Origin of the sequence: Streptomyces sp. B93, assembly GCF_018070565.1 — a bacterium.
Taxonomy (GTDB): domain Bacteria; phylum Actinomycetota; class Actinomycetes; order Streptomycetales; family Streptomycetaceae; genus Streptomyces.
Map to the genome: position 1 here is coordinate 20,388 of NZ_JAGPXL010000053.1, position 24,163 is coordinate 44,550.

23 protein-coding genes and 2 pseudogenes are annotated in these 24,163 nt (G+C 72.0%); 15 read left to right on the forward strand and 10 right to left on the reverse strand.

All coding sequences use genetic code 11. From position 1 onward, the window contains the following. The first annotated feature begins 112 nt into the window (after window positions 1-112). A complete protein-coding gene (locus tag KBY47_RS31675; protein WP_210927269.1) occupies window positions 113-787 on the forward strand; it encodes a TetR/AcrR family transcriptional regulator in 675 nt (224 codons plus the stop codon). A gap of 11 nt (window positions 788-798) precedes the next feature. Here the strand turns inward: KBY47_RS31675 and KBY47_RS31680 are convergent, their stop codons facing one another. Next, window positions 799-1,065 carry a hypothetical protein gene (locus tag KBY47_RS31680; RefSeq protein ID WP_210927271.1) on the reverse strand — a complete coding sequence of 89 codons (267 nt, stop codon included), beginning with the start codon at window positions 1,063-1,065 and terminating at the stop codon, window positions 799-801. A 140-nt stretch (window positions 1,066-1,205) separates the two neighbouring features. On the opposite strand from KBY47_RS31680, the gene KBY47_RS31685 reads away from it, so the two are divergent. Both KBY47_RS31685 and KBY47_RS31690 read left to right on the forward strand, forming a co-directional pair. After that, on the forward strand, window positions 1,206-1,787 hold the full coding sequence (locus KBY47_RS31685; protein WP_210927273.1) for a hypothetical protein: 582 nt from the start codon (window positions 1,206-1,208) through the stop codon (window positions 1,785-1,787). A 277-nt stretch (window positions 1,788-2,064) separates the two neighbouring features. Continuing rightward, window positions 2,065-3,249, forward strand: coding sequence for a type III polyketide synthase (locus KBY47_RS31690; RefSeq protein ID WP_210927274.1), 1,185 nt, complete (start codon window positions 2,065-2,067; stop codon window positions 3,247-3,249). Window positions 3,250-3,362: 113 nt separating this feature from the next. Here KBY47_RS31690 and KBY47_RS31695 read toward each other — a convergent pair whose 3' ends face one another. Beyond that, entirely contained in the window at window positions 3,363-5,525 is a 2,163-nt protein-coding gene (locus KBY47_RS31695) for a SpoIIE family protein phosphatase (RefSeq protein WP_210927276.1), read from the reverse strand. 452 nt (window positions 5,526-5,977) lie between these two features. On the opposite strand from KBY47_RS31695, the gene KBY47_RS37425 reads away from it, so the two are divergent. Further along, window positions 5,978-6,472, forward strand: coding sequence for a HEAT repeat domain-containing protein (locus tag KBY47_RS37425; RefSeq protein ID WP_210927278.1), 495 nt, complete (start codon window positions 5,978-5,980; stop codon window positions 6,470-6,472). 120 nt (window positions 6,473-6,592) lie between these two features. Here the strand turns inward: KBY47_RS37425 and KBY47_RS31705 are convergent. Continuing rightward, window positions 6,593-7,140, reverse strand: a pseudogene (locus tag KBY47_RS31705) (GNAT family N-acetyltransferase). A 185-nt stretch (window positions 7,141-7,325) separates the two neighbouring features. On the opposite strand from KBY47_RS31705, the gene KBY47_RS31710 reads away from it, so the two are divergent. After that, window positions 7,326-7,532, forward strand: a complete 207-nt coding sequence (locus tag KBY47_RS31710; RefSeq protein ID WP_210927280.1) for a DUF5988 family protein — start codon at window positions 7,326-7,328, stop codon at window positions 7,530-7,532. A gap of 472 nt (window positions 7,533-8,004) precedes the next feature. On the opposite strand, the gene KBY47_RS31715 is transcribed toward KBY47_RS31710, so the two are convergent. Beyond that, complete coding sequence (locus tag KBY47_RS31715) at window positions 8,005-9,378, reverse strand: mucin-1 (protein ID WP_210927282.1); 1,374 nt, start codon at window positions 9,376-9,378, stop codon at window positions 8,005-8,007. A 207-nt stretch (window positions 9,379-9,585) separates the two neighbouring features. Here KBY47_RS31715 and KBY47_RS31720 point away from each other — a divergent pair, with 207 nt between their 5' ends. The 5 genes and pseudogenes from KBY47_RS31720 to KBY47_RS37290 form a co-directional block, all read left to right on the forward strand. Then, complete coding sequence (locus KBY47_RS31720) at window positions 9,586-10,605, forward strand: LacI family DNA-binding transcriptional regulator (RefSeq protein ID WP_210927284.1); 1,020 nt, start codon at window positions 9,586-9,588, stop codon at window positions 10,603-10,605. Between the two features lie 97 nt (window positions 10,606-10,702). Further along, window positions 10,703-12,046 carry a sugar ABC transporter substrate-binding protein gene (locus KBY47_RS31725; RefSeq protein WP_210927286.1) on the forward strand — a complete coding sequence of 448 codons (1,344 nt, stop codon included), beginning with the start codon at window positions 10,703-10,705 and terminating at the stop codon, window positions 12,044-12,046. Between the two features lie 82 nt (window positions 12,047-12,128). Then, complete coding sequence (locus KBY47_RS31730) at window positions 12,129-13,121, forward strand: carbohydrate ABC transporter permease (RefSeq protein WP_210927288.1); 993 nt, start codon at window positions 12,129-12,131, stop codon at window positions 13,119-13,121. Window positions 13,122-13,128: 7 nt separating this feature from the next. Then, window positions 13,129-13,971: a carbohydrate ABC transporter permease gene (locus KBY47_RS31735; RefSeq protein WP_210927290.1), complete on the forward strand. Its 843-nt coding sequence runs from the start codon at window positions 13,129-13,131 to the stop codon at window positions 13,969-13,971. 592 nt (window positions 13,972-14,563) lie between these two features. After that, window positions 14,564-14,779 (forward strand): annotated as a pseudogene (locus KBY47_RS37290) (pyridine nucleotide-disulfide oxidoreductase); the annotation flags it as partial. Between the two features lie 20 nt (window positions 14,780-14,799). Here KBY47_RS37290 and KBY47_RS31745 read toward each other — a convergent pair. Further along, window positions 14,800-15,396, reverse strand: coding sequence for a TetR/AcrR family transcriptional regulator (locus KBY47_RS31745; RefSeq protein ID WP_210927292.1), 597 nt, complete (start codon window positions 15,394-15,396; stop codon window positions 14,800-14,802). Window positions 15,397-15,458: 62 nt separating this feature from the next. Between KBY47_RS31745 and KBY47_RS31750 the strand changes: the two genes are divergently transcribed. Next, entirely contained in the window at window positions 15,459-16,346 is an 888-nt protein-coding gene (locus KBY47_RS31750; protein ID WP_308405366.1) for an NAD(P)H-binding protein, read from the forward strand. A 57-nt stretch (window positions 16,347-16,403) separates the two neighbouring features. Here the strand turns inward: KBY47_RS31750 and KBY47_RS31755 are convergent, their stop codons facing one another. From KBY47_RS31755 to KBY47_RS31770, 4 genes are all read right to left on the reverse strand, one after another. Further along, window positions 16,404-16,973, reverse strand: coding sequence for a hypothetical protein (locus KBY47_RS31755; RefSeq protein ID WP_210927294.1), 570 nt, complete (start codon window positions 16,971-16,973; stop codon window positions 16,404-16,406). 125 nt (window positions 16,974-17,098) lie between these two features. Continuing rightward, window positions 17,099-17,917: a rod shape-determining protein gene (locus tag KBY47_RS31760; protein ID WP_210927296.1), complete on the reverse strand. Its 819-nt coding sequence runs from the start codon at window positions 17,915-17,917 to the stop codon at window positions 17,099-17,101. After that, window positions 17,914-18,288: a TraR/DksA C4-type zinc finger protein gene (locus KBY47_RS31765; protein WP_210927298.1), complete on the reverse strand. Its 375-nt coding sequence runs from the start codon at window positions 18,286-18,288 to the stop codon at window positions 17,914-17,916. The genes KBY47_RS31760 and KBY47_RS31765 overlap by 4 nt, the downstream gene beginning before the upstream one ends. A gap of 46 nt (window positions 18,289-18,334) precedes the next feature. Next, window positions 18,335-18,646, reverse strand: a complete 312-nt coding sequence (locus KBY47_RS31770) for a TraR/DksA C4-type zinc finger protein (RefSeq protein ID WP_210927300.1) — start codon at window positions 18,644-18,646, stop codon at window positions 18,335-18,337. A 379-nt stretch (window positions 18,647-19,025) separates the two neighbouring features. Between KBY47_RS31770 and KBY47_RS31775 the strand changes: the two genes are divergently transcribed. The 4 genes from KBY47_RS31775 to secD all read left to right on the forward strand — a co-directional run bounded on the left by KBY47_RS31775 (window position 19,026) and on the right by secD (window position 23,482). Continuing rightward, complete coding sequence (locus KBY47_RS31775; protein WP_210927302.1) at window positions 19,026-19,979, forward strand: sensor histidine kinase; 954 nt, start codon at window positions 19,026-19,028, stop codon at window positions 19,977-19,979. Window positions 19,980-19,981: 2 nt separating this feature from the next. Continuing rightward, a complete protein-coding gene (locus tag KBY47_RS31780) occupies window positions 19,982-20,665 on the forward strand; it encodes a response regulator transcription factor (RefSeq protein ID WP_210927304.1) in 684 nt (227 codons plus the stop codon). A 72-nt stretch (window positions 20,666-20,737) separates the two neighbouring features. Next, a complete protein-coding gene (locus tag KBY47_RS31785; protein ID WP_210927306.1) occupies window positions 20,738-21,148 on the forward strand; it encodes a hypothetical protein in 411 nt (136 codons plus the stop codon). Window positions 21,149-21,226: 78 nt separating this feature from the next. Further along, window positions 21,227-23,482 carry a protein translocase subunit SecD gene (gene secD, locus KBY47_RS31790; protein ID WP_210927308.1) on the forward strand — a complete coding sequence of 752 codons (2,256 nt, stop codon included), beginning with the start codon at window positions 21,227-21,229 and terminating at the stop codon, window positions 23,480-23,482. A 171-nt stretch (window positions 23,483-23,653) separates the two neighbouring features. Here the strand turns inward: secD and KBY47_RS31795 are convergent, their stop codons facing one another. Beyond that, window positions 23,654-24,031 carry a MerR family transcriptional regulator gene (locus tag KBY47_RS31795; RefSeq protein WP_210927310.1) on the reverse strand — a complete coding sequence of 126 codons (378 nt, stop codon included), beginning with the start codon at window positions 24,029-24,031 and terminating at the stop codon, window positions 23,654-23,656. Window positions 24,032-24,163 lie beyond the last annotated feature (132 nt).

The following is a 24,163-nucleotide window of genomic DNA, read 5'->3' on the forward strand; positions in this document are numbered from 1 at the left end:
GCCCGTTTCCCTGTCCATGGCACAGCCCCCTCGCCGACCGGTTTCACCTTATGGTGTAAGGCAAGCTAGCCTTATGCCGTAAGGCGGTCAAGGGCGCTACGAGGGAGGGTGGATGCCCGAGAAAGGCAGGGGCCGTCGGAGCGCGTCGGCGCGCGTTCCGCTGAGTCGTGAGCGGGTGATCCGTACGGCGATGGCGGTGGCGGACGAGAAGGGCTCGGCCGCGCTGACCATGCGGGCCATCGCCGCGCCGCTGGGCGTGGAGGCGATGTCGCTCTACCACCATGTCGCGGGCCGGGAGGACATCCTCGACGGCATGGTGGACGCGGTGTTCGGCGAGATCGAACTGCCGCCGCGCGACATGGACTGGAAGAGCGCCATGCGACAGCGAGCGAACTCCGCCCGTGCCGCGCTCCGGCGTCACCCGTGGGCGGTGGGCCTGATGGACTCCCGCACCCGGCCCGGCCCGGCCACCCTGCGCCACCACGACGCCGTGCTCGGCGCGTTGCGCGGGGCGGGCTTCTCGGTGCCGATGGCGGCGCACGCCATCTCACTGATCGACAGCTACCTCTACGGCTTCGTACTCCAGGAACTCACCCTGCCGTTCAGCGACTCGGCGGAGCTGGACGAGGTCGCGGGCGCCATCCTGCGCGACATGCCCGCCGACGCCTACCCCCACCTCACCGAACTCGCCACCGAGCACGCGCTCAAACCGGGCTACGACTACGGCGACGAGTTCGCCTTCGGCCTCGCGCTCATCCTCGACGCCCTGCACCCGGACGAGGACTGACGCACCGGCCATCAGGGCACGTCACCCCGCCAGTCGAAATGCCGGGCGCCGGGCGTGCGCGGCACGTAGACCGCGCTGCCGCCCGGTCCGTGGCTGCCTATCTCGGTCGGCAGGACGACACCGTCGTCCAGTTCGGGCGCGGTACGGTCGGTGACGTCCAGGAGCAGGCCGTCCAGCGGGCCTCCGACCAGTTCCGCGTAACGGCGTCCGGAGCGGGGGGCGGGGTCGTCATGGTCGGCGCCGTAGACCCGGCCCCGCATGAATTCCAGCTCGTCCATACCGGAGAGGATCACAGCCACCACTGACAACGGGCCCGTGATCCACACCCCACGGCGGTGAACCGAAAGGCCGTGCACGGCGTGCAACCCGTCAGAGACCGGCCGCGGCCAGGCAGCGCCTGGGAAAGGAACTCCTCATCGTGCCCACGGACTACGCATGCCACACGGCGGCCGAGCAGGCCGCGCACTGCCTCACCCCGGTCTGCTCGGCGCTGGTGCCCGACGCCCACGGCGCTCCGGGCGAGGCCGAGGTCATGCCGGTGGTGCTGCGCAACTACCTGGGCGCGGGGAGACCGGCGCCCACGACCGTCAGAGCGGGCACCGCGGTGGTCGGTGTGGCGACCGGTGCGCTGGTCCTGCGGATCTGCCTCGACGGGCTCCGGGCGGAGATGGAGGGGACGCTGGCCCTGTGGCACGGGCAGCTGATCCAGCGGCTGCCCGAGGTGCTGAACCGGCAGAAGACGGCGGCCCGGGAGTGGCAGGTGCTCCAGGACCTCCAGTCCGACGCGCAGGAGGTCCTCACCTACCTGGCGCGGCGCGAGCGCGGCGCCGCGCCGGGCGCCCGGATGCTGGGCGGCCAGGTCGCGCTGCTGGAGGACGCGCTGTGCGGTGCGCTGCGACGGCTGTCCGTCCCCACGGAGTCGGCCGAGCCCTGCGCGTCCGGCCTCGCGAAGGCCGTGGGGTCACTCTTCGGTCTGGCGCTGTCGCCCACGGGGCACTGATCCGGAAATGGTCGTCACCTGAACCGGACTGACGGTGTGGCAGGTCGGCACGGCGCCCGGTCGAGCTTCCCGCAGCAGTGTGCGCGATGTCACGCATATGAGTAGTTGCCCGCGTTGCCCAGGTCACAGCTTAAATGCCCGTTTATGGCCCATGCTCGATGCGGATACAGAAGTCCGAAGCAGAGCGCACCGGCATTGACTTGGACGTGCCTGCCGAAGTGACCCATGACACAGCGTTCATGACGGTCTTCCGCGTTCCCATCGAAAGGTGCCCACCATGCCCGCTTACCTGTGCCCGCCCGCCGTGATCCACGGCGAGAACACCGTCAAGACCAGCCAGATCGTCACGGACGTACGCGACCGGCACCCGAACGCGGCCTGGGCGCCGCGGATTGACGGCATCGCGGCCAGCACGGGCATCGAGACCCGCGGCTGGATGGTGCCGTTGGAGACCGCCGTCGCGCCCGGCGCCGGGAACGGCCTGCCGACCGCCGGCATCGGGCCGACCCGAGAGGCGCTGGCCGACGACGGGTTCTCCGAGCAGGACGTGGATCGCGTCATCGCCGCCCTGGAGTCCATACCCGCGCCGCAGACCGTCCAGGAACGCACCGCCCCGGCCTGGGCAGCCGTACAGTCCTACGGTGAGCGCGCGGCACGCGGGGCCCTCCAGATCGCCGGGCTGGACACCTCGGACGTCGACTGCTTGATCACCAGCAACTCCACCACTCCGGCACTGCCCGGGCTGGACGTCAGCCTGGCCAACAAGCTCCCGCTCCGCAGCGACGTACTGCTGCTCCCGGCCACGCAGTGGGCCTGCATCGCCGGGACCCGCTCCCTGGCACTGGCGGCGGATCTCGTGGCCGCGGACCCCGACCGGGTCGTCCTGGTCGTGATCGCGGAGGCGCTGAGCACCACCTACCAGCCCGCGGACGACACCCTGGAGTCCTTGATCGTCCGCCTGCTGTTCGCGGACACCGCGGTCGCCGCCGTGGTCACCGGCCGCCCGAGGCCCGAGTCGGTGCTGCGCCTGGACGCCGCCTGGAACCACACCCTGCCCGGCACCCAGGCGCTGCACCGCCTGGAGACGCAGGCGGACGGCACCCACTTCGTGATGGACCGGCGTGGACCGCGCGCCGTGCAGGAGACGGTCACCGCCATGTGGGAGTGGCTGCACGCCCGTTACCAGGACGACCCCAGCGCCTGGCACCCCGACGTGCTGCTCGCGCACCCCGGCGGGACGCGCGTGCTGGAGTACATGGAGCAGACGATGCCCGAGGCCTGGCCGTCGGGGCTGCTGGACTTCAGCCGGGACAGCTACACCACCGGCAACCGCGGCGGCGCCGCCGTGTTCGACATCATGCGCAGGGCGCACGACGCCGGCCAGGAACCGGGCAGCCGCGCCGTCCTCTACGCGGCGGCCCCGGGCCTCACGGCCACCGCCCTGGAGGGTGAGTGGCTGTAGGGCGGGCCGGGCTCCTGCCAACCGTCCCCACGATCACCGCCATGCCCGCGGTCGCCGCCGTACCGCCGGTGGCGCCGCCGGACGTGCGCACACCGCCCCCACCGGCAGCCGCGTCACCTCCCGACCGATGCCCACACCACCTTGCCGGTGTCCGTCCACCGCACCCCCCACCGGGTGGTGAGCCCGTGCACGACGTGCAGGCCACGACCGCTGTCCCCGAGCAGCCCGTCGCGGCCCAGCCGCGGCCTGCCGTTGCCGGTGTCACCCACCTCGCAGAGCAGTCCCTGCCCGGTCCTGATCAGCCGTACGGTGATGGGGCCGGTCGCGAAGCGGACCGCGTTGGCGACCAGCTCACTGACCACCAGCAGCACGCTGACCCTGGTGTCGTCCCTGACGCGCCACTGCCCCAGGAGCCCGGACACCACCGCGCGGGCGCGGGCCGCCGCGTCAGCGCGGGCAGGTAGCCGCCAGGTCGCGGTGTCCTCCTTGCGGTACCCGATCATGCGCGCCAGCAGCAGGGTCATGTCGTCGCGGTGCCGCGCAGGCGCCAGCGCGCTGACCACGCGCCGCGCGGCCTGGTCCAGTGCGTCCCAGGGGTGCACCGCGGACACGGCGTCCGACAGCCGGCCGATGCCCTCGTCGATCGACAGGGCGGGGTCCTCCACCAGGCCGTCGGTGTACAGGGCGAGCAGCGAGCCCGGGGGCGCGGCGAACGTGTGCACGTCGAACGGCTCCCGCAGCGCGAACTCGGCACCGAGCCCGGGGTGGGGACGTGCCGCGACCGGTCCGCCCGGCCTGTCCGGGGGCACCAGGATCGGGGGGAGGTGACCCGCGCTGGACAGGGCGATGTGGTGGCTGACCGGGTCGTAGACGGTGATGCAGCAGGTCGACCCGAGGGCGCTGTACCCGGCCGCCAGCCCGGACTCCGCGTCGTCCAGCAACGTCACCGTCGCGTCCAGGTGCTCCAGCACCTCGTCGGGCCCCAGCCCCGCGGACAGCAGCGCGCGGGCCTCCATGCTCAGCTGTCCCATGGTGGCGGCGGCCCCCAGGCCGTGTCCGACGACATCGCCGACCACCAGCGCGGTACGGCCGTCCGGCAGCGGAAAGCTGTTCACCCAGTCACCGCCGACGCCCGCGCTGTCGGGGGTGGTGGGCTGGTAGATGCTGGCGGTCTCGATGGTGTCGCCGCTGGACCGCGGCAGCAGCCGGCGCTGCAACGCCAGCACCTGCGTGTGCTCGCGCTGGTGCTGCCGGGCCAGGTCCACGTGGTGGGAGGTCCTGGCGACCAGCTCCTGCAAGTCGAGCAGCTCACTGTCGTCGAAGGGACGGCCCGAACGCCGCCAGACCTCCGCCACTCCCAGTACGACAGGCGGCGCGCCGTCCAGGACCAGAGGTATGTACGCCACACTCGCCGCCCGGTCACCGGGCACCAGGGCACGTACCAGGCGCGCGCTGGCGAACACCCGCTCGATCGCCGCCCGGTCGGGCAGCACGATGGCCCGCGCGACATCGTCACGCCGTACCGCCTGCGACAGAAGACGACTCGCGTCACTGGGAAGATCGTCACCCGGGGTCACGTAGCCGTCGGGCCACACGCGGTCCGGGACCAGGGCCGCTCGCCGCAGCCGGATGCGCCGCCGCGGCTGCTCGGTGACCACCTCACCGGTCCACACGGCGAGGTCGAGATCGATGGCGGCCACGTCTCCCCAGGCCAGCAGGGACTCCGCCAGCGACTGCGCGGTCTCGCCGATGTCCAGCGAGGTGCCGATCGCCGTCTCGGCCGCGTACAGGTGCAGCCTCTTGGCCATGGCGATCAGCGAGACGGTCAGGCCCTCCAACGGCGCCGCGGCGGGCAGGATGCTCATCGAGACCACCAGCTCCGAGCCGTCGGCGCGCCGCAGGCGCTGGACCCGGGCGACATGCGGCTCACCGGTCTCCAGTACCTGCCGCAACCGCCGAGTGACCGTCGGTACGTCCCAGGGCGGCAGAAGATCGACGAAAGGGCTCCCGATCGCGACCTCCACCCCCGCGAAGACGGGCGCCTCCAGATTCGAACGGGTGATCTTCAGGTCCCGGTCCAGATTGACCGCGCCCAGGATCTGCTCCGCGCTGCCGGGGGTCGAACCGGCGGGTACCCGGTGACGGCCGGGGCCCTCTCCCTGCGAGTCGGAGGAGCCGGCGGCCCGTGCCGCCGCACCGCGCGGGATGTACCGCCCCAACGCGCCGCTGACCATGTCGAACGGCGACCCGGACGAGGCGGAAGGCGTGGACTCCATGCGGCTCTCTCATCTCGCTCGCCGTACCGGAACCTCGGCGACAGGGTCCCGGCATTCCTGACCGCACACCTCATTCAATAACACCCGGGCGGCTTCGCCCACACGAGCTGATCACACGACGAGAGCGGACAGCCACGGATGGTCACCCTCAGTGATGGATGATGGCGTGACTCAGAGTCGCCGGCTCGGCGACGGCTGGAGATGTCGCTGAAGGAGATGCCGACGGGGGGCGAGGCGAGCCCCGCCATGCCGTGTGCGGCGCCGGAGCTGGGGCGGGTGGGGCATTCGTGGCTGCCGTCGCTGTATCGGCTGCGTCGTGGTCGGGAGGCCGTTGTACGTGGCCATGCCGGAGCTGCGGCTGCTCGACGGAACGAGGACCGGCCGGGCGGCGGGCGCGGATACGAGGGTGCTCCGGTGTCCCGGCGGGACGTGGCTGTCGCGCTCGGCCCGCTGTGGCACGAGGGCGCCGCCCCGGGCTGCTCGCCGCCCTCACACCCGACGAGCCGCCCGCCCTGCGCCGCGCCGCCGTCGAGGCGCTGGGCCCGCTCGGTCACCTCCCAGCCGTCCCAGCTCTCGTGACCTTGGCCGGGGACGAGGAAGAGCCACCCCCCTGCGGGCGCGCGGTCACGGCACTGGGACGGATCGGCGGCGGGGAAGCCATCCCGGTGCTGCTGGGCGCGGCCCGGTCGAACTCCGAGACGCTCCGACTGCGGGCAGCCGAAACACTCGTCAGCTTCCGCACGGAGGAAGTGATCACCGCCCTCACAGACCTGGCGGCGGACGCGGAACCGAAGACCGCAGAGGCGGCAGTCGACTCCCTGGCGCGCATCGGCCCCCGGCAGCCGCCCCTCCCGGCCAGGGCCGGGGCCCGCCACAGTCCTGGCCCAGCTGGCACACCCGCCCTACCCGCTGTCCGTCCAGGCCAAGGCCGAACGCGCCCTCGCTGAGCGCCCGCCGCCGGAGCCCTGCCCCATATTCGATTCGGCCCGTCGTGACGACGCCCCGCGCCTGGGGCTTGATGATCTGCGGACGAACCGCTGGGCCACGGTGCGGAACCCCTCGAACCGTCAGAGCACGTCCCCGTCCCACCAGTCGAAGACCAGCTCGGACGCGAGGTCGAGCAGACCGGCGAGGGCGGGCCGCACGAACAGGCCCTCCTCCTCTCCGGACAGCCGCACGATGCCCTGCGGGCCCAGCGCGCAGACCCGCCCGCCCCACACCCTCCAGCCGCGGGCGGCGTACAGCGCGGCCCCACGTCGGTAGCGGACAGCATCCCCGCGTCATAGGGCCGGTCGATCACCCGCTCCAGCTCCGCCATCGCCCGACCGCCGAGCCCCGAGCGGCGCGCGTCGGACCGTACGGCGACCGCCGCCACGTGGCCGACCCACAGCCGACGGTCCCGGTACCGGATGCGCCGCACGACCACCGCGCCGTGCGCGAGGAGCCGGCCGCCGCCGTGCATGAGGACGTGCATGCCACCGAGGCCCTGATCTTAGTCCTCGTCGGCGAAGTCGACGTCGAGAGCGTCGTCCAACCGGGCGCGCACCTCTCGTAGTTCGGCGGCGACCAGGTCGGCGGTGTGCGCGGTACGCGGGGTGACGGCGGACGCGGCCATGGTCGTTCGACCAGTATCCGCCGTCACCGGCGGACGGAGGGCGGGGGACGGAAGCCGGCCATACGCTGATCCGTGGACGGCGGCGGACGCCGGACCGACGGGAACCGGCCGGTCGGATCGCCCACCCGGCTGATCCTGCGCACGGCGTGGGACACAGGCTTCTGACGAGGGGAACCGGTGAACTCATGAACGACACGTCGAAGGTGTTTCTCGAGGGTGGCCCCGATGACCTGCCCGACCGGATCGTCCTGGCCCCGTCCACCGGGCCGGACGTGAAAATCGAGCTGCGCAACGGCTACGAGCACTTCAGGCCGACGGCGCGCCAGGCGGACACGCCCGAGGGCCGCCTCCCCGTCTACGAGTGGTGGGAGCGGACGGAGATGCCGGGCTAGTGTCGTGCGCCGGAGATCCCGGGCCCAAGTCCGTAGCCTGTTCTCGTGTCTCGGGTCCTGGTACCGCCGAAGTCGTGTGGCTGCGGAGCCCACGGTATCCGCGGATACGGCGAGGAAGTGGCGCTCGGGGTTGGCCGACCGGCGGACGGCCGGACTCGCGGGCGAGCCGCATGCGGGTCGGCACAGGCAAGAAGGAGTCAGGCTCAACTGCCCCACCAGGTCGAGGGCATGGTCGCCGTGACGCTGGAGTCACGTGCTGGAGGCCGGGGCAGCCGCCGATAGCCGGACGGCCTCACGGTGCCAACGGCCGGAGCGTTGGCGGGTCTTCGACGCGATGTCGCCACACCCGCCGGGTTCACTGAGGTGAACCCCGCCGTCGACGCTGCCGCAGGCCCGCCCCGGGCGGACATCACACTCTTCGGTGGCACGGAGGTCGGACTCAGGAGCAGCTCAGGCACACGGTCGCCGGAGGTCACCTCCGACCAGCGGCGTCCACGGGCGTTGCCGTCACACCGGGCCACACCGCGGAGGCGTCGTCCCGGAACGGGTCGGGCAAGCGGATCGGGCGGACCGGGACCGGACTGGCACCCTCGCCGGTGACCGCCGTCCAGGGGACGGGCCGGCCGGAATAGCTCAGAGCGGTCAGTGCGAAGGTGTCGTCGGCGTAGACCTCGACGTACTCACCGACCGTGAGGATGCGCAGCGTGGCGGGGAGGCTCGGCAGAGCGGTCCAGGCCAGCGCCTCTCCCCCGGGCCCGGTGATCCGGAGATCGGTGCCGTCGCAGACCACGGCGAGGGCGACGCGGTCGTCGCCGGGATGTTCAGCGCGTAGCACGACCTCGACGCGGTCGCTGACCTCGACGTCGCCGACCGCGTGCAGCGCGGGATCGTGGCTCTCCTCCCGGAGCCAGGGCTCCAGGCCCGGCCACCACGCGAGGTGCGGCGCCTCGCCCGGCAGGGCGACGAGCTTCTTGGGCTGCGCGAGCATGCCGCGGCAGCGGTCACCAGTGTCGGTGAGGCCGACGCGGCGCGGCGTGGTGTGCAGCACGACGCGGGAGCCGTCGGGGGCGGCGACGACACGCGGGGCGTACGCGCCCGTCGGGCCGAGCGGGCCGCGACGCGTCCACGGGCCACGCAGGCGGGGCGCGGTCCACGCCTCGAAACCCCGGGTCGCGCCGATGGAACCGAGCAGCAGCCAACTGCCGTCGTCGAGGCGTTCGAGCACGGGGCACTCCAACTCGTCGACGTCTCCCGGGGAGACGAGCGGAGGCTGGACGGTCCAGTCCTCCAGGTCGTCGGAGGTCGCCCATGCCACGCAGCCGCTGACGTCGGCGGGCAGGGCGGCGTCGGCGGCGCAGAGCACCATGACCCAGCCGTCGGACTCGTCGTCGCGTACGACGAAGGGGTCGCGCCAGCCCATGCGTTCACCCGTGCGGTACCAGCGCGGGTCGGCCTCGACGACCGGCCCCGTGCCGTGGCGGCGCCAGCCGGTGCCGTCGGTGCGGTCGGAGTACGCCAGGCCCACCGACTGCAGGGGCCAACCATCGGGGGTGAGTCCCGAGACGGCGGTGTAGAGCATCGCCATACCGGGGCCGTGCGGGAAGGCGTGCATGGTCCACACCGCCTGCTGGTCGAAGCGGCCCGGCAGGCCGTTGCCGAAGGCGGTGCCCTGCGGCTCCCAGTGGACCAGGTCGGCGGAGGTGGCCCGGCCGTAGGAGGTCTCCATGCGCAGGTGGTCGAACTCGGCCGTCCACGGGCCCTGCAGGTGCAGCACGGTGTAGGTGCCGTCCCCGTGGCGCAGGAGGTCGAAATCGTTCACGCAGAGGCCGGGCGGCGCGTATCGCATGGACGGGTCCTGTCTGCCGACAGCGGCACTCAAGCGTGTGCGCTGTGCTCTAGCTGGTGAGAGTTCCTCTGGTGACCAGCCGCAGTAAATCCGAACGCAAACGCTTGCGCAACTGCTGGGGCGGGTCTACGGTCTCGTCACTCCCCCTCACGCCGACGTGCTGCCGGACCCCGGCCACGCGGCGCGTACCAGAACAAGGAGCGTCCCGTGACGGTCAGCATCACCGATGTCGCCGAGGCCACCGGTGTCTCGGCGTCCACCGTGTCCCGCGCTCTGCGTGGGCGCCCCGGAGTGTCGGAGGAGATGCGGGCCCGGATCGTCGCGGTCGCCGCCGACCTGGGCTACACCGCGTCCCGCTCGGCGTCCAGCCTGGCCAGCGGGCGCACCTACACCATCGGCGTCGTCGTCCCGTACGTAGGCCGCTGGTTCTTCGGCACCGTCCTGGACGCGGCCGAGAAGGTGTTCAGCGCCGCCGGCTACGACGTCCTGCTCTACAACCTCGGCTCACCGGAGGTACGCAAGCGCTTCTTCACCAAGCTCCCGATCCGCAAGCGGGTCGACGCCGTGCTGTCCCTGCTGATCCCGGACCCGCAGGAGGCAGCCGCCCTGCGCTCCTTGGACGTCCCGCTGGCGACCACGGTCGGCGGCGCCCGACCCGGCTTCACGGTGGTCGGCATCGACGACCGGGGCGGGGCGGAGAGCGCCGTACGGCACCTGGTGAACCTCGGCCACCGCCGGGTGGGCATCATCTCCGGGGCCAGCGAGCCGCTGCACTGGACCACTCCCCTGGACCGCCGCCAGGGCTACCTGGACGTGCTGGCCGACGCCGGGATCGAGCACGACAGCGGCCTGGAGGCGGACGGCGGATACACCGTCGAGGGTGGCGAGCGGGCCATGACCGAGCTCCTGGCGCTGCGTCACCCGCCGACCGCCGTGTTCGCCCAGTCCGACGAGATGGCGATGGGTGCGCTGCGCGCCCTGCGCCGACACCGGCTGAGGGTGCCGGACGACGTGTCCGTCGTGGGCTTCGACGATCACGAGCTGTCCGAGGTCGTCGGACTGACCACCGTGGCCCAGCCGGTCGCCGCCCAGGGCCGGGAGGCGGCCCGGCTGCTGCTGGCCCAGCTCGACGACCCGGACGCCGGGCCGGCGGCTCCCGTCGAGATGCCCATCCGCCTCGTCCTCCGCGAGACCACCGCTCCGCCGCACAGCCGGCGGCAGCGGTAACCCGCGCACGCCTCGTCAACCATCCGTTCCCGGAGGGCCGATCCGCCCCCGGCTCCACCGTCCACGCACCCACCGCACACCGCTCGGAGGTACCACCATGACCAACGCACCCGGAAGACACCGCCGGACAGGCCTGACGGCCCTCGCCCTCCTGCCGCTGGCCGCGCTGGCCGCCTGCGGCGGCGGGGGCGGCACGGGCGACACCTCGGCCGAGGAGGGCAGCGGCAAGGGCACGATCAGCATCTGGGCCCACCAGGGTCAGGCGAGCGAGACAGCCGCGTTGCAGAACGCGGTGAAGTCCTTCAACTCCTCGCAGAGCGACATCAAGGCCGAGCTGAAGCTGATCCCCGAGAACGACTACACGAAGACCATCACCGCCACCGACGCCTCCGAACTGCCGGACGTGCTGGAGTTCGACGGCCCGACGATGGCGAACTTCGTCTACAACGGCAAGCTCGCCCCGGTCGACGACCACGTCTCCACCCGGACCCTCGGCAACGCCACCGACGCCGTCAAGGCGCAGGGCGAGATCGACGGCAAGCACTACGGCCTGGGCATGTTCGATTCCGGGCTCGGTCTGTACGCCAACAAGAAACAGCTGGACGCGGCCGGTGTGACGTATCCGAAGAGTGTGGAGGACGCCTGGACGGCCGAGGAGTTCGGCCAGGCGCTGAAGGCGCTGAAGGCCGAGGACCCCGACGGGAAGGTCCTCGACATATCGGAGCAGTACGGCCTGGCCACCGAGTGGGGCACCTACGGCTTCTCCCCGATCGTGTGGTCGGCCGGCGGTGCCCTGCTCAAGGACGGCAAGGCGGAGGGCGCCCTCGACAGTCCCAAGGTCGTCTCCGCGATGAAGACCTTCCAGTCCTGGAAGGCGTACGTCGACCCCAACACCGACGGCAACGCCTTCACCAACGGCAAGGTGGCGCTGAGCTGGGTCGGCCACTGGATGTACCCCGCCTACGGCGAGGCCCTCGGTGACGACCTCGTCGTCCTGCCGCTGCCGGACTTCGGCAACGGTCCCAGGACCGGGCAGGGTTCGTGGGCCTGGGGCATCGGCGCCCACAGCGAGAACGGCAAGGCCGCGGGCACTTTCCTGGACTACCTCCTCAACGACACCAACGTCGGCGCGATGACGAAGGCCAACGGCGCGGTGCCCGCCACCAGGACCGCGCTCGCCAAGAGCGAGCTGTACCGGGAGGGCGGGCCTCTCCAGCTCTTCGCCGACCAGCTCGCCCGGTCCTGCGGCGACAGCGCCGTCGACGACTCCTGTGTCGCCGTCACCCGTCCGGTGACCGCCGGGTACCCCACGGTCACCGCCAAGTTCCACACGGCCCTGAACTCGATCTACGGCGGTGCCGACCCGCAGGAGGCCCTGCGCAAGGCCGCCCGCGCCATCGACCGGGACTTCGCCGACAACGCCGGCTACGAGATCCCGTAGCCCGCAGGACGCATCGGCCCGGGCGGGCCCGCCGTCGGCGACACGCCGGCGGGCCCGCCCGGGCCGGGAACAGGAACCTCCCGTGAAAACCGTGGAACCCGCACACGCCGCGACCTCACACCGTACGCCGGCCGCCTCGTCCATGCCCCCCGCGAGCCCCTCGCGCCGCCCGCGCGGCAACCGCGACCGGCTGCACGGGCTGCTGATGTCCGCCCCGGCCGTCGGCGGGCTGATCACCTTCGTCGGCATCCCGTTCGGCTACGCCGTCGTGCTCTCCTTCTACAACGTCCGCCTCGGCTCCCCGCTGGAGCCCGCCTTCTTCGGCGTGGAGCACTACCGGCGGCTGTTCACCGACCCCGACCTGTCCGGCCCGTTCCTGCGGGCACTGCTGAACAACCTGACCTTCGCCGTGGTCGTCGTACCGCTCCAGACCAGCCTCGCGCTGGCGCTGGCGATCCTGCTCAACCGTAAGCTGAAGGCCATCGGCCTGTTCCGGTCCTTCTTCTTCATGCCGGTCGTCTTCCCGATGGCGCTGGTCGCCGTGATCTGGCGGCTGATCCTCGCCCGCGGCGAGCAGGGCATGCTCAACTCCGCGCTCGACGCGGTGACCTTCGGCAACTGGGGCGCCTTCGACTGGCTCGGTGACGGTCTCACCGCGATGGGCTCGATCATCGTGCTGTCGGTGTGGCAGGGCGTCGGCTTCCAGATGGTCATCCTGCTGGCCGGGCTCCAGCAGATCCCGGGCGAACTCTACGAGGCCGCCGCGCTGGACCGGGCCTCGCGCTGGCAGCGGTTCCGGCACGTCACCCTGCCCGGCATCCGCGGCACCCTGGTGTTCGTCGCGATGCTGACCTCGGTGCTGTCCTTCCGCGTCTTCGACCAGGTGTACATCCTCATCCGCGGCGGCGGCCTGGACGAGGACGCCACCCGCACGGTGATGTACCAGGCCGTCACCACCGCGTTCGACCAGAACGACATCGGCCAGGCCTCGGCCGTCACGGTGGTGTTCTTCCTGATCGTGGTCGCCCTGACCATCGTCCAGCGCCGCGTCGTCCGGCCCGACAACGAGGACTGACTGAACCATGGCCATGACACCTACCCCCGTGCGCCGCGTGCTCGACTACACCGTCCTGAGCGTCCTGGCGTTCGTCTTCGCCCTGCCCGCGCTCTACCTCTTCCTCGGCAGTCTGAAGCCGTCCGACGAGGTCCTGAACGGCCTGTCCGGCTTCCTGCCCACCCACCTCTCCTTCGACAACTACGCCGCCGTCCTCGACAGCCTGAACTCGGAGAGCACCGGCTACTTCTGGCAGTTCATGGGCGTGTCGGTGCTGCTGGCGTTCGTGGTGGTCACGGGCGGGCTGATCGTCAACTCGATGGCGGCGTACGGGCTCACCCGGCTGAAGTGGCGTGGGCAGAAAGCGGTGTTCACCCTCGTACTACTGCTCATGCTGATCCCGTTCGAGTCGGTGGCGGTGCCGCTGTTCTATATGTTCAACGGCCAGCGCAACACCCTGTTCATCCAGGCCCTGCCGTTCATCGCCAACGCCTTCGCGATCTACCAGTTCCACACGTTCTTCCGGAAGATCCCGCCGAGCATCGAGGAAGCGGCCCGGCTGGACGGCGCGGGGCCCTGGCGCACCTTCTTCGCGATCATCGTGCCGATGTCCCGGCCGGTGTTCGCCTCGGTCGCGATCCTCACCTTCCTCATCCAGTGGGGCTCCTTCCTGTGGCCGGTGCTGATGGTGTCCGACCCGTCGGTGCGTCCCCTCCCCCTGGAGATGAGCGTCTTCCAGGGGCAGCAGCCCCCCGACTGGGGCCAGATCCTCGCCTTCGGCGTGCTGCTGGTCCTGCCGGTCCTCGTCGTCTTCGCCTTCTTCCAGCGCTGGTTCGTCCAAGGGGTCGCCAGTTCCGCGGTCAAGGGCTGACCGCGGTGCCGCGCGGGGGCGGCCGGGCGGCGGTCAGACCTGGCCAACCGGAGCGCGGCCGACCAACCCTTCCGAGATGTCCCGGGTCTGACTCCGCGCCCACGGAGCCGATGTGAGAAGGAGTCGCACTCCTCCGTCTCTCCCCGCGTCGACGCTGGTACGCCCGAGCCGAGCAGTCGGGCATGCCGTCCTTCGCTCAGGCCTCCGAGTCACCACTGTGCGCCTGCGGCGCGCCGCAGCAGCCCTGTTCTGTCGGCACGTCGGCCTCCGGCCACAGGCGGCGGACGGCGCGCGAGACGGGAGTGGAGCCCGCGTTCCACGCAGCCCGGCATCCGGGACGCGGGCCGCTCCGACTCGGCCGGTGGCCGCGCCGGCTCCACGGGGGCTGACCGGTCGTCTCGCGCGCCGACGGTGCGGGCGCGGGTGCTTCCGGCCGCGCCTCCCGCCCGGACCGCGGGCGTGTCGTCGTACGAGTCCCCGCGGGCCCAGCGGCCCCGGCCGGGAGACCGGCATCATCAGGGCCCGGGCGATTCACGGCCGGCTCCGGCCACTCCACGGGTGGTCGTGCCACTGCTCCAGCAGTCGGCCGTAGGCCGTCCCGCAGGTCGTCCTCGCCGACCCAGAGGTGGCATCCGTCGGCCTGACCACACGGGAGGCCGAACAGTCCGGACGGAGCGTCCATGGGGTCGACTACGGCCTGACTCATGTCTCGGGAGCCCACCAGTACGCCGAGGGCTGCCGGGGCAAGGCCCGCATCCTGGTCGACGAGCGTCTGTGGCACGCCGTGCCCGCCTTTCCGACGATCAGCAGCTACCGGCACGTCGTCTGTCACCGCAGTTGGCCGAACGCCTGGTCCGCATCGGCTACGGCCTCGGGGTGCACGTCGCGGGCGGTCCGGCCGTCGGCGATCCGCTGCCAGTTGGTCCGGGCGAGCACCCGTTGGACAGCGAGCACCTGGGCGGCTCGCAGGCGTGCCTGGATGCCTTCGCCGAGGGCGTCCGCCAGTGCCTCCTCGTCCTCGAGCTGGTACCGCGTGAGCCGTGCCGCGAGGCTCGGTGTGGTGAACACCAGCCGGTGGAACGCCACGACCTCGGGGTGATCGTTGAGGCCGGTGACGGGGTCGTACCGGTCGAGACCGGCGCGGAAGTGCCGGTGCAGCGCCGTCACCGGCTCGATGCCGGACCTGCGGCCACGTACGACGCGTGCCGCCTCGCCCTGGTGGTCCGCGAACCGGTGCAGCACCAGGTCTTCCTTGGTCGGGAAGTACCGGAAGAGGGTCGGCTTGGAGATCTCGGCCGCCGCGGCGATGTCGTTGACCGAGACGCGGTCGAAGCCGCGCTCCAGGAACAGCGAGACGGCCACGTCGCCGATGGCTTCGCGCGTCCGCTCCTTCTTGCGGGCCCGCAGTCCCGTCGACTCGCTCACCCAACCACCGTAACATTCATAACCAGGTTGCATTTTTTACCGAGTAACGTTTTCATGGCGGCGTGCATCAGACAGACATTCCTCCCGTGCTCGTCACCGGGGCGACGGGCCGGATCGGCCGCCTCGTCATCGACCAACTCCTCGACGCGGGCGTTCCGGTCCGCGCCCTCACACGCCGCGCCGAGACGGCGGCAACGCTGCCGACGAAGGTGGAGGTCTTCACCGGCGACCTCACGGTGCCCGAGTCGCTCGACCCGGCACTGAACGGCGCCGGTGCTGTCTTCCTCGTGTGGACGGCCCCGCCTCAGACCGCCGCGGCAGTCGTCGAGCGGCTGGCAGACCGCGTGCGGCGGGTCGTCTTCCTCTCCTCCCCGCACCAGACGCCGCACCCCTTCTTCCAGCAGCCCAATCCCATGGCGGTGCTGCACGCCGGCATCGAGCGGCTCATCGCGGCCACCGGAATCGAGGCGACGATCATCCGGCCGGGGATGTTCTCCTCGAACTCCCTCGCCTGGTGGGGCCCCGCGGTCCGGACCCGCGAGGCCGTCCGATGGCCCTACGGCGCCGCCGAGTGGGCGCCGGTCGACGACCGCGATGTCGCAGCCGTCGCGGCACGGACGCTCTGGCAGGAGGGGTACGTCGGAGGCGACTACGTCCTCACCGGCCCCGAGTCACTGACCCAGGCCGCGCAGGTGGATGTCATCGGGGACACCCTGGGACGCCGGATCCCCTTCGAGGAGGTCGCGCCGGACGAGTTCCGCAGGCTGTGGGAGGGTACGGCGCCCAGTTCGGTCGTCGACATGCTGCTCTCGGCGTGGCGCGCGGCGGTCGGACAGCCCGCGCACGTCACCACTGCGGTGGCCGACGTTCTCGGGACGGGGCCGCGAACGTTCCGCCAGTGGGCCGCCGACCACGCCACCGCGTTCACTGAGGGCCCCGAGGGCTCGTAACGTCCTCAACGCGCAGCCTGTGCGCTCGCTGCGCCGCTGGTTCTTCAAGGAACCAGCTCAGGGCGACGCCGCCCAGCGGCGTGCTGTCTCGGCCCAAGCGGTGTCCCATGCGGTGAGGTTGCGCCGGTGGATGAGGTGGCTGGCCGTGCCGTAGGCGGTGGCTGCCGTGGCATGGACGCCGAGGGCGGAGAGGATGGCTGAGCCCACGGCGCGGTCGCGGATCTGGTTGGGCGTCAGGGGCGGGCCGGTGATCCTTCCGTCGGTGCTGGCCCAGACGCGGATGGTGCTGCCCTCTGGCAGTGCGGGTGGGACGTCGGCGGTGGCGGTGTGGGTGTGCCCGTCGGGGTCGGTGAAGCGGACCTTGGTCGGGTAGCGGGTCTCCTTGGCTTCGGCGGAGCCCGGTTCGGGGTGGCGTAGGGCGTCCTCGACGAGGACCGCGGTGGTGTGGTGGCGGGTTTTGGCCTGGTGTTGGGCGGTGCGGCTGTAGTGGTCGTGGGTCGCGTCGCCGACCAGGAGCATGGCGAGGGGGGTCACTGCCAGTGCGGTCAGCAGCAGGCCAAGGCCGAGCCATGCCTGGAGCAGGTCGCTGCGGCGGCGCAGGGGGTTGCGCCGTAGGCGCCAGAGCATGACCCGGGGCAGCTCCTGTGGAGGCGGAGGTGGGGACGGGGGTACGCGGCCGGGCACGTGTCCTCCTTTCGGCGAGGGACGCAGGGGGCGCGGAGTGCCGAGGAGAGCGGTGACGACGGCGCGGCCTAGTGAGGGTGGACAGCCGGCGGGCGCCGGCCGGTGGCGGAGGGGTGCGTGTGGGCGGTGTGCAGGAGTTTGGCCGCGCCGCGGACGGCTGCGGTGTGCGGCGCCGGGACCACGCGCACCGGCGTGTGCAGTCGGCCGGTGAGGTGGTGGGTGATCTCGGGACGAAGTGCGCCTCCCCCGGCCAGGAGGATGCCGCGGTGCAGGGCGTCGACGGTGAGCGTGGTGCGGTCCTGGCGGAGCATCGCCGTCAGCATCGTGGCCACCGTCCCGGCGATCTGCTCGGGAGTGGTCGTACCGTCCAGGTCGCTGGTGCCCAGTGCGGTGCGGCGGGCGTCGGTGACGGTGCCGTCGGACAGCAGTACCACTTCGGTGAGGTGGGCGCCGATGTCCACCACCATCAGTGGACGGGACAGGTCCGCACCGGCCGCCACGGCGACGGCCCGGGCGCTGGGCACGGTCAGGACGCCGCGCGGCCGCAGCACGTCGACCGCGGTGCGGGCCCGGGTGCGGTAGGCGACGCCGCCCAGGACGGGAACCGTGACGATGACCATGGGGCGGGTGAGACGGGGCAGGCGGTTGCCGAGCAGGCGTTGCAGCATGCGGGCGCACCCCGGGGTGTCGATGGTGCCGCGCTGGACGGGGTACAGCGCGCCGGTGCCGGGGAAGGTCACCGTGGGCACGTCGACCACCACGCCCTCGCCGGAGATCCAGGCGCGGGTGCGGGCGCCTCCCATGTCCAGGGCGATGCCGCAGCAGCGTCGGCACATCGGCCAGGGCCGGTGCGGAGCGGCGGGGTGAGGGTGGGACGCGCCGGTCATGGGAGCGCCTCCTTGACCTGCTGGCAGCGGGCGCAGTAGCGGGCCTGCGGCACGATCATCAGCCGCTCCCGGTCGACGGGGCGTCGGCACAGGTGGCAGATGCCGTACGAGCCGTCGTCCATGCGGGCGAGGGCCGCTTCTACGTCGCTGAGGACCATGCGGGCGGAGGCGGCGAGCTTGGTGTGCACCTCGATCTGGGAGGCGGCCCGCTGCTGGAGCCGGTCCCCGGTGCGGGAGGTGACCGGTCCGGCGAGCTGCCGCAGCTGCTCCTGACGGAACAGGCGCTGCTCGTGCAGGTTCTCGCGCAGGGCGGCGAGGTCCTCGGCCGACAACTGTGCCGTGCTCTGGCTGATGGTCTGGTGGTTCACCACTTCACCCCTTTGAGGGCAACGCGCGGGTGGTCGAAACGTGCGGTGGTCAGGTGGCGCGGCGTTGGCAGGCCACGCAGAAGCGGGTGTACGGGAGGATCTCCAGCCGTTCCGCGGGGATCGGCTTGGCGCAGCCCAGGCAGGTCCCGTAGGTGCCGTCCTCGACGCGGGCGAAGGCTTCCTCGATCTCCTTGAGGGCTCGCTCCATCGCGGTCCTCTGCTCGGACAGCAGGTGGTCGTCCGCGGTCTGGCCGGTCTCCTTGAGTGCCTCCAGCTGCGCCAGCCGGGAGCGGCGGGCGTGTTCCAGGCGCTGGCGCGCCTCATGCGGGTGGGGTTCGGCGCGGGTGGTGTCGAGCGACATGGTCAGTCCCCTCCTGAAGAACGTACGTACATGCCGCTTGCGCGGCGTCGTGCGGTGGGCGACGGACGGCGAGCTGCCTGGCGGCGTTGGCGGGCCGCCCGTCGGCCGACCGGTCCGGTGTCTTCCACGGTGGCCGGACGGGCGGCGAATACCTATCGGGCACGGGCCCCATTTACGCGGGGCCATAGGATCCATGCGACGACGCCGTGGGTGCCGCGCGCGCCGGGAAATGGGTTCTGGGTCCCATCGACGGCGTACTCGGGGCGGGGCAGGCTGGTCGCAGGCCCACTGGAGCGTCCCGGCGCCGTGGACGCGGTGGGCTGCGCGGTGCCCGACGGTGGAGGTGAACCGAGGTTGTAGAAGGGAAGGCGCACGGCCGGTGTCCTTGTTCTGGCGGATCTTCGCCCTCAACGCGGTGGTGCTGGGCACGGCCACGGCGCTGCTGCTGTGGGCTCCGGTGACCGTCTCCGTACCGGTGCTGCTCACCGAGGCGGTCATCCTGGTCGCCGGTCTGGCCGTGATGCTGGTCGCCAACGCCGCACTGCTGCGGTTCGGCCTGGCCCCGCTGGACCGGCTCACGAAGCTGATGACCACGGTGGACCTGCTGCGTCCGGGGCAGCGCCTGCCCGCTTCCGGCGGCGGCGAGGTCGCCGAGGTGATCCGCACGTTCAACGCCATGCTGGACCGGCTGGAGCAGGAGAGGGCCACCAGCAGTGCCCGGGCGCTGCTGGCCCAGGAGGCCGAGCGCCGCCGTATCGCCCAGGAACTGCACGACGAGGTCGGCCAGACCATGACCGCGATCCTGCTGGGACTCAAACGCGCCGCGGACGACGCTCCGGCGCCCCTGCGCGAGGAGATCCAGGAGGTGCGGGAGATCACCCGGGAGAGCCTGGACGAGGTCCGCCGCCTGGTGCGCAGGCTGCGGCCGGGCGTGCTGGACGACCTGGGTCTGGTCAGCGCGCTGACCTCGCTCACCGAGGACTTCGCCGTCCACACCGGGCTGCGGGTCGCCCGCCGCTTCGACGCCGACCTGCCGGTCCTCGCGCCGGAGACGGAACTGGTCCTCTACCGGGTCGCTCAGGAGTCCCTGACCAACGTCGCCCGGCACGCGAACGCCCAGCGGGTCACCGTCGCCCTGCGGCACACCGACGACCGCGTGGTGCTGACGGTCACCGACGACGGCTCCGGCATCAAGGCCCCCCGCGAAGGCGCCGGCATCCGCGGCATGCGCGAACGGGCCCTGCTCATCGGGGGCAGCCTCGACATCACCCCGGCGCCCAGCGCCGGCACCCGGGTCCAGCTCACCGCACCCGTTCCCAGGAAGCAGCCCTGACCATGCCTGAGACGACCACGCCCGCCGGGCCGGGGACGAGCACGATCCGCATTCTGCTCGCCGACGACCACGCGCTGGTCCGCCGCGGTGTGCGGCTCATCCTCGACCAGGAAGCCGACCTCGAGGTGGTCGCCGAGGCGGGTGACGGTGCCGAGGCCATCGAGCTGGCCCGCACCCACGACGTCGACCTGGCCGTCCTCGACATCGCCATGCCACGCCTCACCGGACTCCAGGCCGCCCGCGAACTCGCCGCCCTCAAGCCGGGCCTGCGGATCCTGATGCTCACCATGCACGACAACGAGCAGTACTTCTTCCAGGCTCTGAAGGCAGGGGCCAGTGGGTACGTGCTGAAGTCCGTCGCCGACCGGGACCTGGTCGCCGCCTGCCGGGCCGCCATGCGGGACGAGCCCTTCCTCTATCCGGGCGCGGTCACCGCCTTGATCCGCAACTACCTCACCCGGGCCCGCCACGGCGAGGAGACCCCCGACCAGATCCTCACCCCGCGCGAGGAGGAGGTCCTGAAGCTGGTCGCCGAGGGCCACTCCTCCAAGGAGATCGCCGACCTGCTGTTCATCAGCATCAAGACGGTCCAGCGGCACCGCGCCAACCTGCTTCAGAAACTCGGCCTGCGGGACCGTCTGGAACTCACCCGCTACGCCATCCGCGTCGGCCTGATCGAACCCTGACCTCCCGGCCCGACAACGGCGCCCCGAGGGATGGAAGCCGGCACCGCATACGACGATGAAGGGGGACGGTGCATGCACCACACCGCGCGCACCACCCCCGGCACCAGCGGCGTCCGGCACCCCGGCGTCGCCATGCTGGCGGCCGTCGTCCTGACGCTCCTGACCGCGCTCGGCCTCGCCGGACCCGCGGGGACGGGCGGCCCAACGGCCGACCTGGCGGCAGCGGCGGGCCACCACCGCGACACCGTCCCACGCGCCGACGACGGATGTGGCACCACCTGCACCGTCCGCGCCACGACGCGACAGGAGCCGCACCCGGAGCGTCCCGCCCCTCGCTGCCACCCCGTCACCTGCGGCCAGGGCACGGCCGTCACCCCGCCCGGCCCGGCACGGCTCTCGACGCGGACCGGACACACCTCGGCCTCAGAGCCCCGCGCATCCCATGACCGCGGGCGGGCACCACCTCACACCTCCGGCACCTGATACACCACCCTCTTCCCTCTCCTCGAAGCATCCGGACCGCTCCCGCGGTGGTCCTGGTGCGCCTGCCGGAGGCTTTCTGTGACCCGTTCCGCCCGGGTGAGGGCGCTGTGCGCCCTTGTCGTGATCGCCGTATCCCTGTTCATCGCCGTCACCGTGCCGGTCCGCCTCGGGCTCGACCTGCGCGGTGGCACACAGATCGTGCTCGAGACCCGCTCCACAGCCACCGCCGACGCCGACAGTGAGGCCACCGATCGCACCCTGGAGGTCCTGCGCGGCCGAATCGACGCGCTCGGCGTCGCCGAACCCACCCTCGTCCGCTCCGGCGACAACCGGATCATCGTCGAACTGCCCGGTGTGCAGGACCCGAAGGAGGCCGCCGACGTCCTGGGCCGTACCGCGCAGCTCTCCTTCCACGCGGTGCTCGGCACCGCCGACAGCACCGACAGCACCTCCCGCCCGTTGCCGAAGCGGCCCCGCGAGCGGGTCCTGCCCGACGAGTCCGGCACGCCGCTGCGCCTGGGGACCGCGGCCCTGACCGGCGAGCACGTCGAGGAAGCCGCCGCCCGGTTCGACCAGCAGGGCGGCGCCGGATGGCATGTCACCGTCGACTTCGAGGGCACCGGCCGTGACGGATGGGCCCGGCTGACCGGCGAGGCAGCCTGTCACCCGGCGGGCGATCCTGCGCGGCGGGTCGCCATCGTCCTCGACGACAAGGTCATCTCCTCGCCCCAGGTCGACCCCTCCGTCGCCTGCGGCACCGGCATCCGCGACGGCGCCACCCAGATCACGGGCTCCTTCGGCCCGGAGGAAGCCCGCGAACTCTCTCTGCTCGTCAACGGCGGTGCCCTGCCCGTCCCCGTCGAGACGGTGGAACAGCGCACGGTCGGCCCGACCCTCGGGGCGCAGGCCATCACCGCGAGCGCCTGGTCGGCAGCCATCGGCACCGCGCTGACCGCGCTGTTCATCATCGTCGTCTACCGGCTGATGGGCGGCCTGGCCGTCGTGGCCCTGGCCTGCTACGGCCTTGTCTCCTACGCCGCCCTGGCCGCGCTCGGCGCCACCCTGACCCTGCCGGGCCTGGCCGGTTTCGTTCTGGCGATCGGCATGGCCGTGGACGCCAACGTGCTGGTCTTCGAACGGGCCCGCGAGGAGCACGCGGCCCGCCGAAGCCCCAGCCCCCGCTCGGCGCTGGCGGCCGGATTCCGCAACGCCTTCAGCGCGATCGCCGACTCCAACATCACCACGCTGATCGCGGCCGCCCTGCTGTTCTTCCTCGCCTCCGGGCCGGTGCGGGGCTTCGGCGTCACCCTCGGCATCGGCGTACTCGCCTCGATGTTCAGCGCCCTGGTCGTCACCCGGGTGCTCGCCGAGTACGCCACGAGCCGCCCCCGGGTACGCCGCCGCCCCCGCCTCACCGGCATCGCGACCACGGGCGCCGTCCGCGACCGCCTCACCCGCCGCAACCCCCAGCTGATGCGCCGCCCGCGCCGCTTGCTGGCCACCTCCGCCGCCGTGCTCGTGCTGGCGGGCTCGGGCGTCGCGGTGCGCGGCGTCGACCTCGGCGTGGAGTTCACCGGTGGCCGCCTCATCGAGTACGCCGTCACCACCCCCGTCGACCCCGACCGGGCCCGCACCGCGCTCGCCGACGCCGGGTTCCCCCGCGCCGTCGTGCAGTCCTCCGGCGACAGCGGTCTGACAGTACGCACCGAACCGCTGACCAACGCCGAGGAAACCGAGGTCACCGGCGTCGTGCGCGACCTCGCCGGCGGTGCGGACAAGGTCCGCGACGAACTGATCGGCCCCAGCCTCGGCGAGGAGCTGCGCCGGGGTGCCCTGATCGCGCTCGCCGTGGCCCTCGGCGCGCAGTTCGTGTACCTCGCGGCGCGCTTCCGCTGGGTGTTCGGTACCGCCGCGGTCGTCGCCCTCACCCATGACGTGGTCATCCTCGTCGGTGTCTTCGCCTGGCTCGGCAAGCCCGTCGACGGGGTGTTCCTGGCGGCCCTGCTCACCGTCATCGGCTACTCGGTCAACGACTCCGTGGTCCTCTTCGACCGCGTCAGGGAACTGGCCCGCAAGTCGCCCAGGGCGCCCCTGCCCGGCATCGCCAACCAGGCGTTCCTCCAGACCCTGCCCCGCACGGTGAACACCGGCGTGGGCGCCGCCTTCATCCTCGCCGCCCTCGCCGTGCTCGGCGGCTCCTCACTCACCGACTTCGCCCTGGCCCTCCTCATCGGCCTCGCCGTCGGCACGTACTCGTCCGTCTTCACGGCAACGCCGGTGGCCCTGGAACTCCACCACCGCGGCGCCGGGATCCGCGGACCCCGGCGCCCCTGATACGAGGAGGCGAGAGCCGAGGTCGATGAGGTCCACGCCGTCCGGAACCACCTCGCGTCCCTCTCGCACTGCCAAGCGAGAGCAGGCGCGTCGCATTCGAGAACCCACCGGGCAGACCGCGAAACCCGGTGAGCGTGACCGCAGATCGCCGGTGCGGTGTCCGACCGGCGTCTACGGGTGGGCGTCCGTGATCCTGATGACTTCGTCGAGGCGGTCCAGGGCGGCCTGCATGTCGTCGACCTTGGCCTGGATGCGGTCGCGCTCGGCGCGCAGCATGGCTCGCTGCTCGGCATCGGTGTGTCCGGAGTCCCAGCACGGAAGGAGTTCGGCGATTCTTCGGCTGGTCAGGCCGGCGGCGTACATCTGCTGGAAGAAGCGCACCAGGGCGATGGCGTCCTGCCGGTAGAGGCGCTGGCCGGACGGGCTGCGCTCCGCGGTGAGCAGTCCCTGCTGCTCGTAGTAGCGCACGGCGCGTACCGAGACGCCGGCGCCTCGCGCCACCTCGCCGATGCGGATCAGCCGCTCGGCCGCGGTCTGCGGGACGGCCATGGTGATTCCCTAAGAATGTGAGGCGGTCCGGGAGGACCGGGTGTGGCTGATGGTGGTCTGCCGCTTGTGGCTCGGAAGGAATGGCCGCCCGGTCCTCCGGGACGCTCCGACTGCTGATTGAGAACTGCGGTC

Bases quoted from the DNA above. Each gene is read 5' to 3' on its own strand.
- KBY47_RS31785 (WP_210927306.1), top strand. From the start codon at position 20,738: ATGCACCACACCGCGCGCACCACCCCCGGCACCAGCGGCGTCCGGCAC.
- KBY47_RS31755 (WP_210927294.1), bottom strand. From the start codon at position 16,973: ATGCTCTGGCGCCTACGGCGCAACCCCCTGCGCCGCCGCAGCGACCTG.
- KBY47_RS31680 (WP_210927271.1), bottom strand. From the start codon at position 1,065: ATGGACGAGCTGGAATTCATGCGGGGCCGGGTCTACGGCGCCGACCAT.
- KBY47_RS31695 (WP_210927276.1), bottom strand. From the start codon at position 5,525: ATGGAGTCCACGCCTTCCGCCTCGTCCGGGTCGCCGTTCGACATGGTC.
- KBY47_RS31725 (WP_210927286.1), top strand. From the start codon at position 10,703: ATGACCAACGCACCCGGAAGACACCGCCGGACAGGCCTGACGGCCCTC.
- KBY47_RS31770 (WP_210927300.1), bottom strand. From the start codon at position 18,646: ATGTCGCTCGACACCACCCGCGCCGAACCCCACCCGCATGAGGCGCGC.
- KBY47_RS31690 (WP_210927274.1), top strand. From the start codon at position 2,065: ATGCCCGCTTACCTGTGCCCGCCCGCCGTGATCCACGGCGAGAACACC.
- KBY47_RS31675 (WP_210927269.1), top strand. From the start codon at position 113: ATGCCCGAGAAAGGCAGGGGCCGTCGGAGCGCGTCGGCGCGCGTTCCG.
- KBY47_RS31735 (WP_210927290.1), top strand. From the start codon at position 13,129: ATGGCCATGACACCTACCCCCGTGCGCCGCGTGCTCGACTACACCGTC.
- KBY47_RS31715 (WP_210927282.1), bottom strand. From the start codon at position 9,378: ATGCGATACGCGCCGCCCGGCCTCTGCGTGAACGATTTCGACCTCCTG.
- KBY47_RS31710 (WP_210927280.1), top strand. From the start codon at position 7,326: ATGAACGACACGTCGAAGGTGTTTCTCGAGGGTGGCCCCGATGACCTG.
- KBY47_RS31795 (WP_210927310.1), bottom strand. From the start codon at position 24,031: ATGGCCGTCCCGCAGACCGCGGCCGAGCGGCTGATCCGCATCGGCGAG.
- KBY47_RS31780 (WP_210927304.1), top strand. From the start codon at position 19,982: ATGCCTGAGACGACCACGCCCGCCGGGCCGGGGACGAGCACGATCCGC.
- KBY47_RS31760 (WP_210927296.1), bottom strand. From the start codon at position 17,917: ATGACCGGCGCGTCCCACCCTCACCCCGCCGCTCCGCACCGGCCCTGG.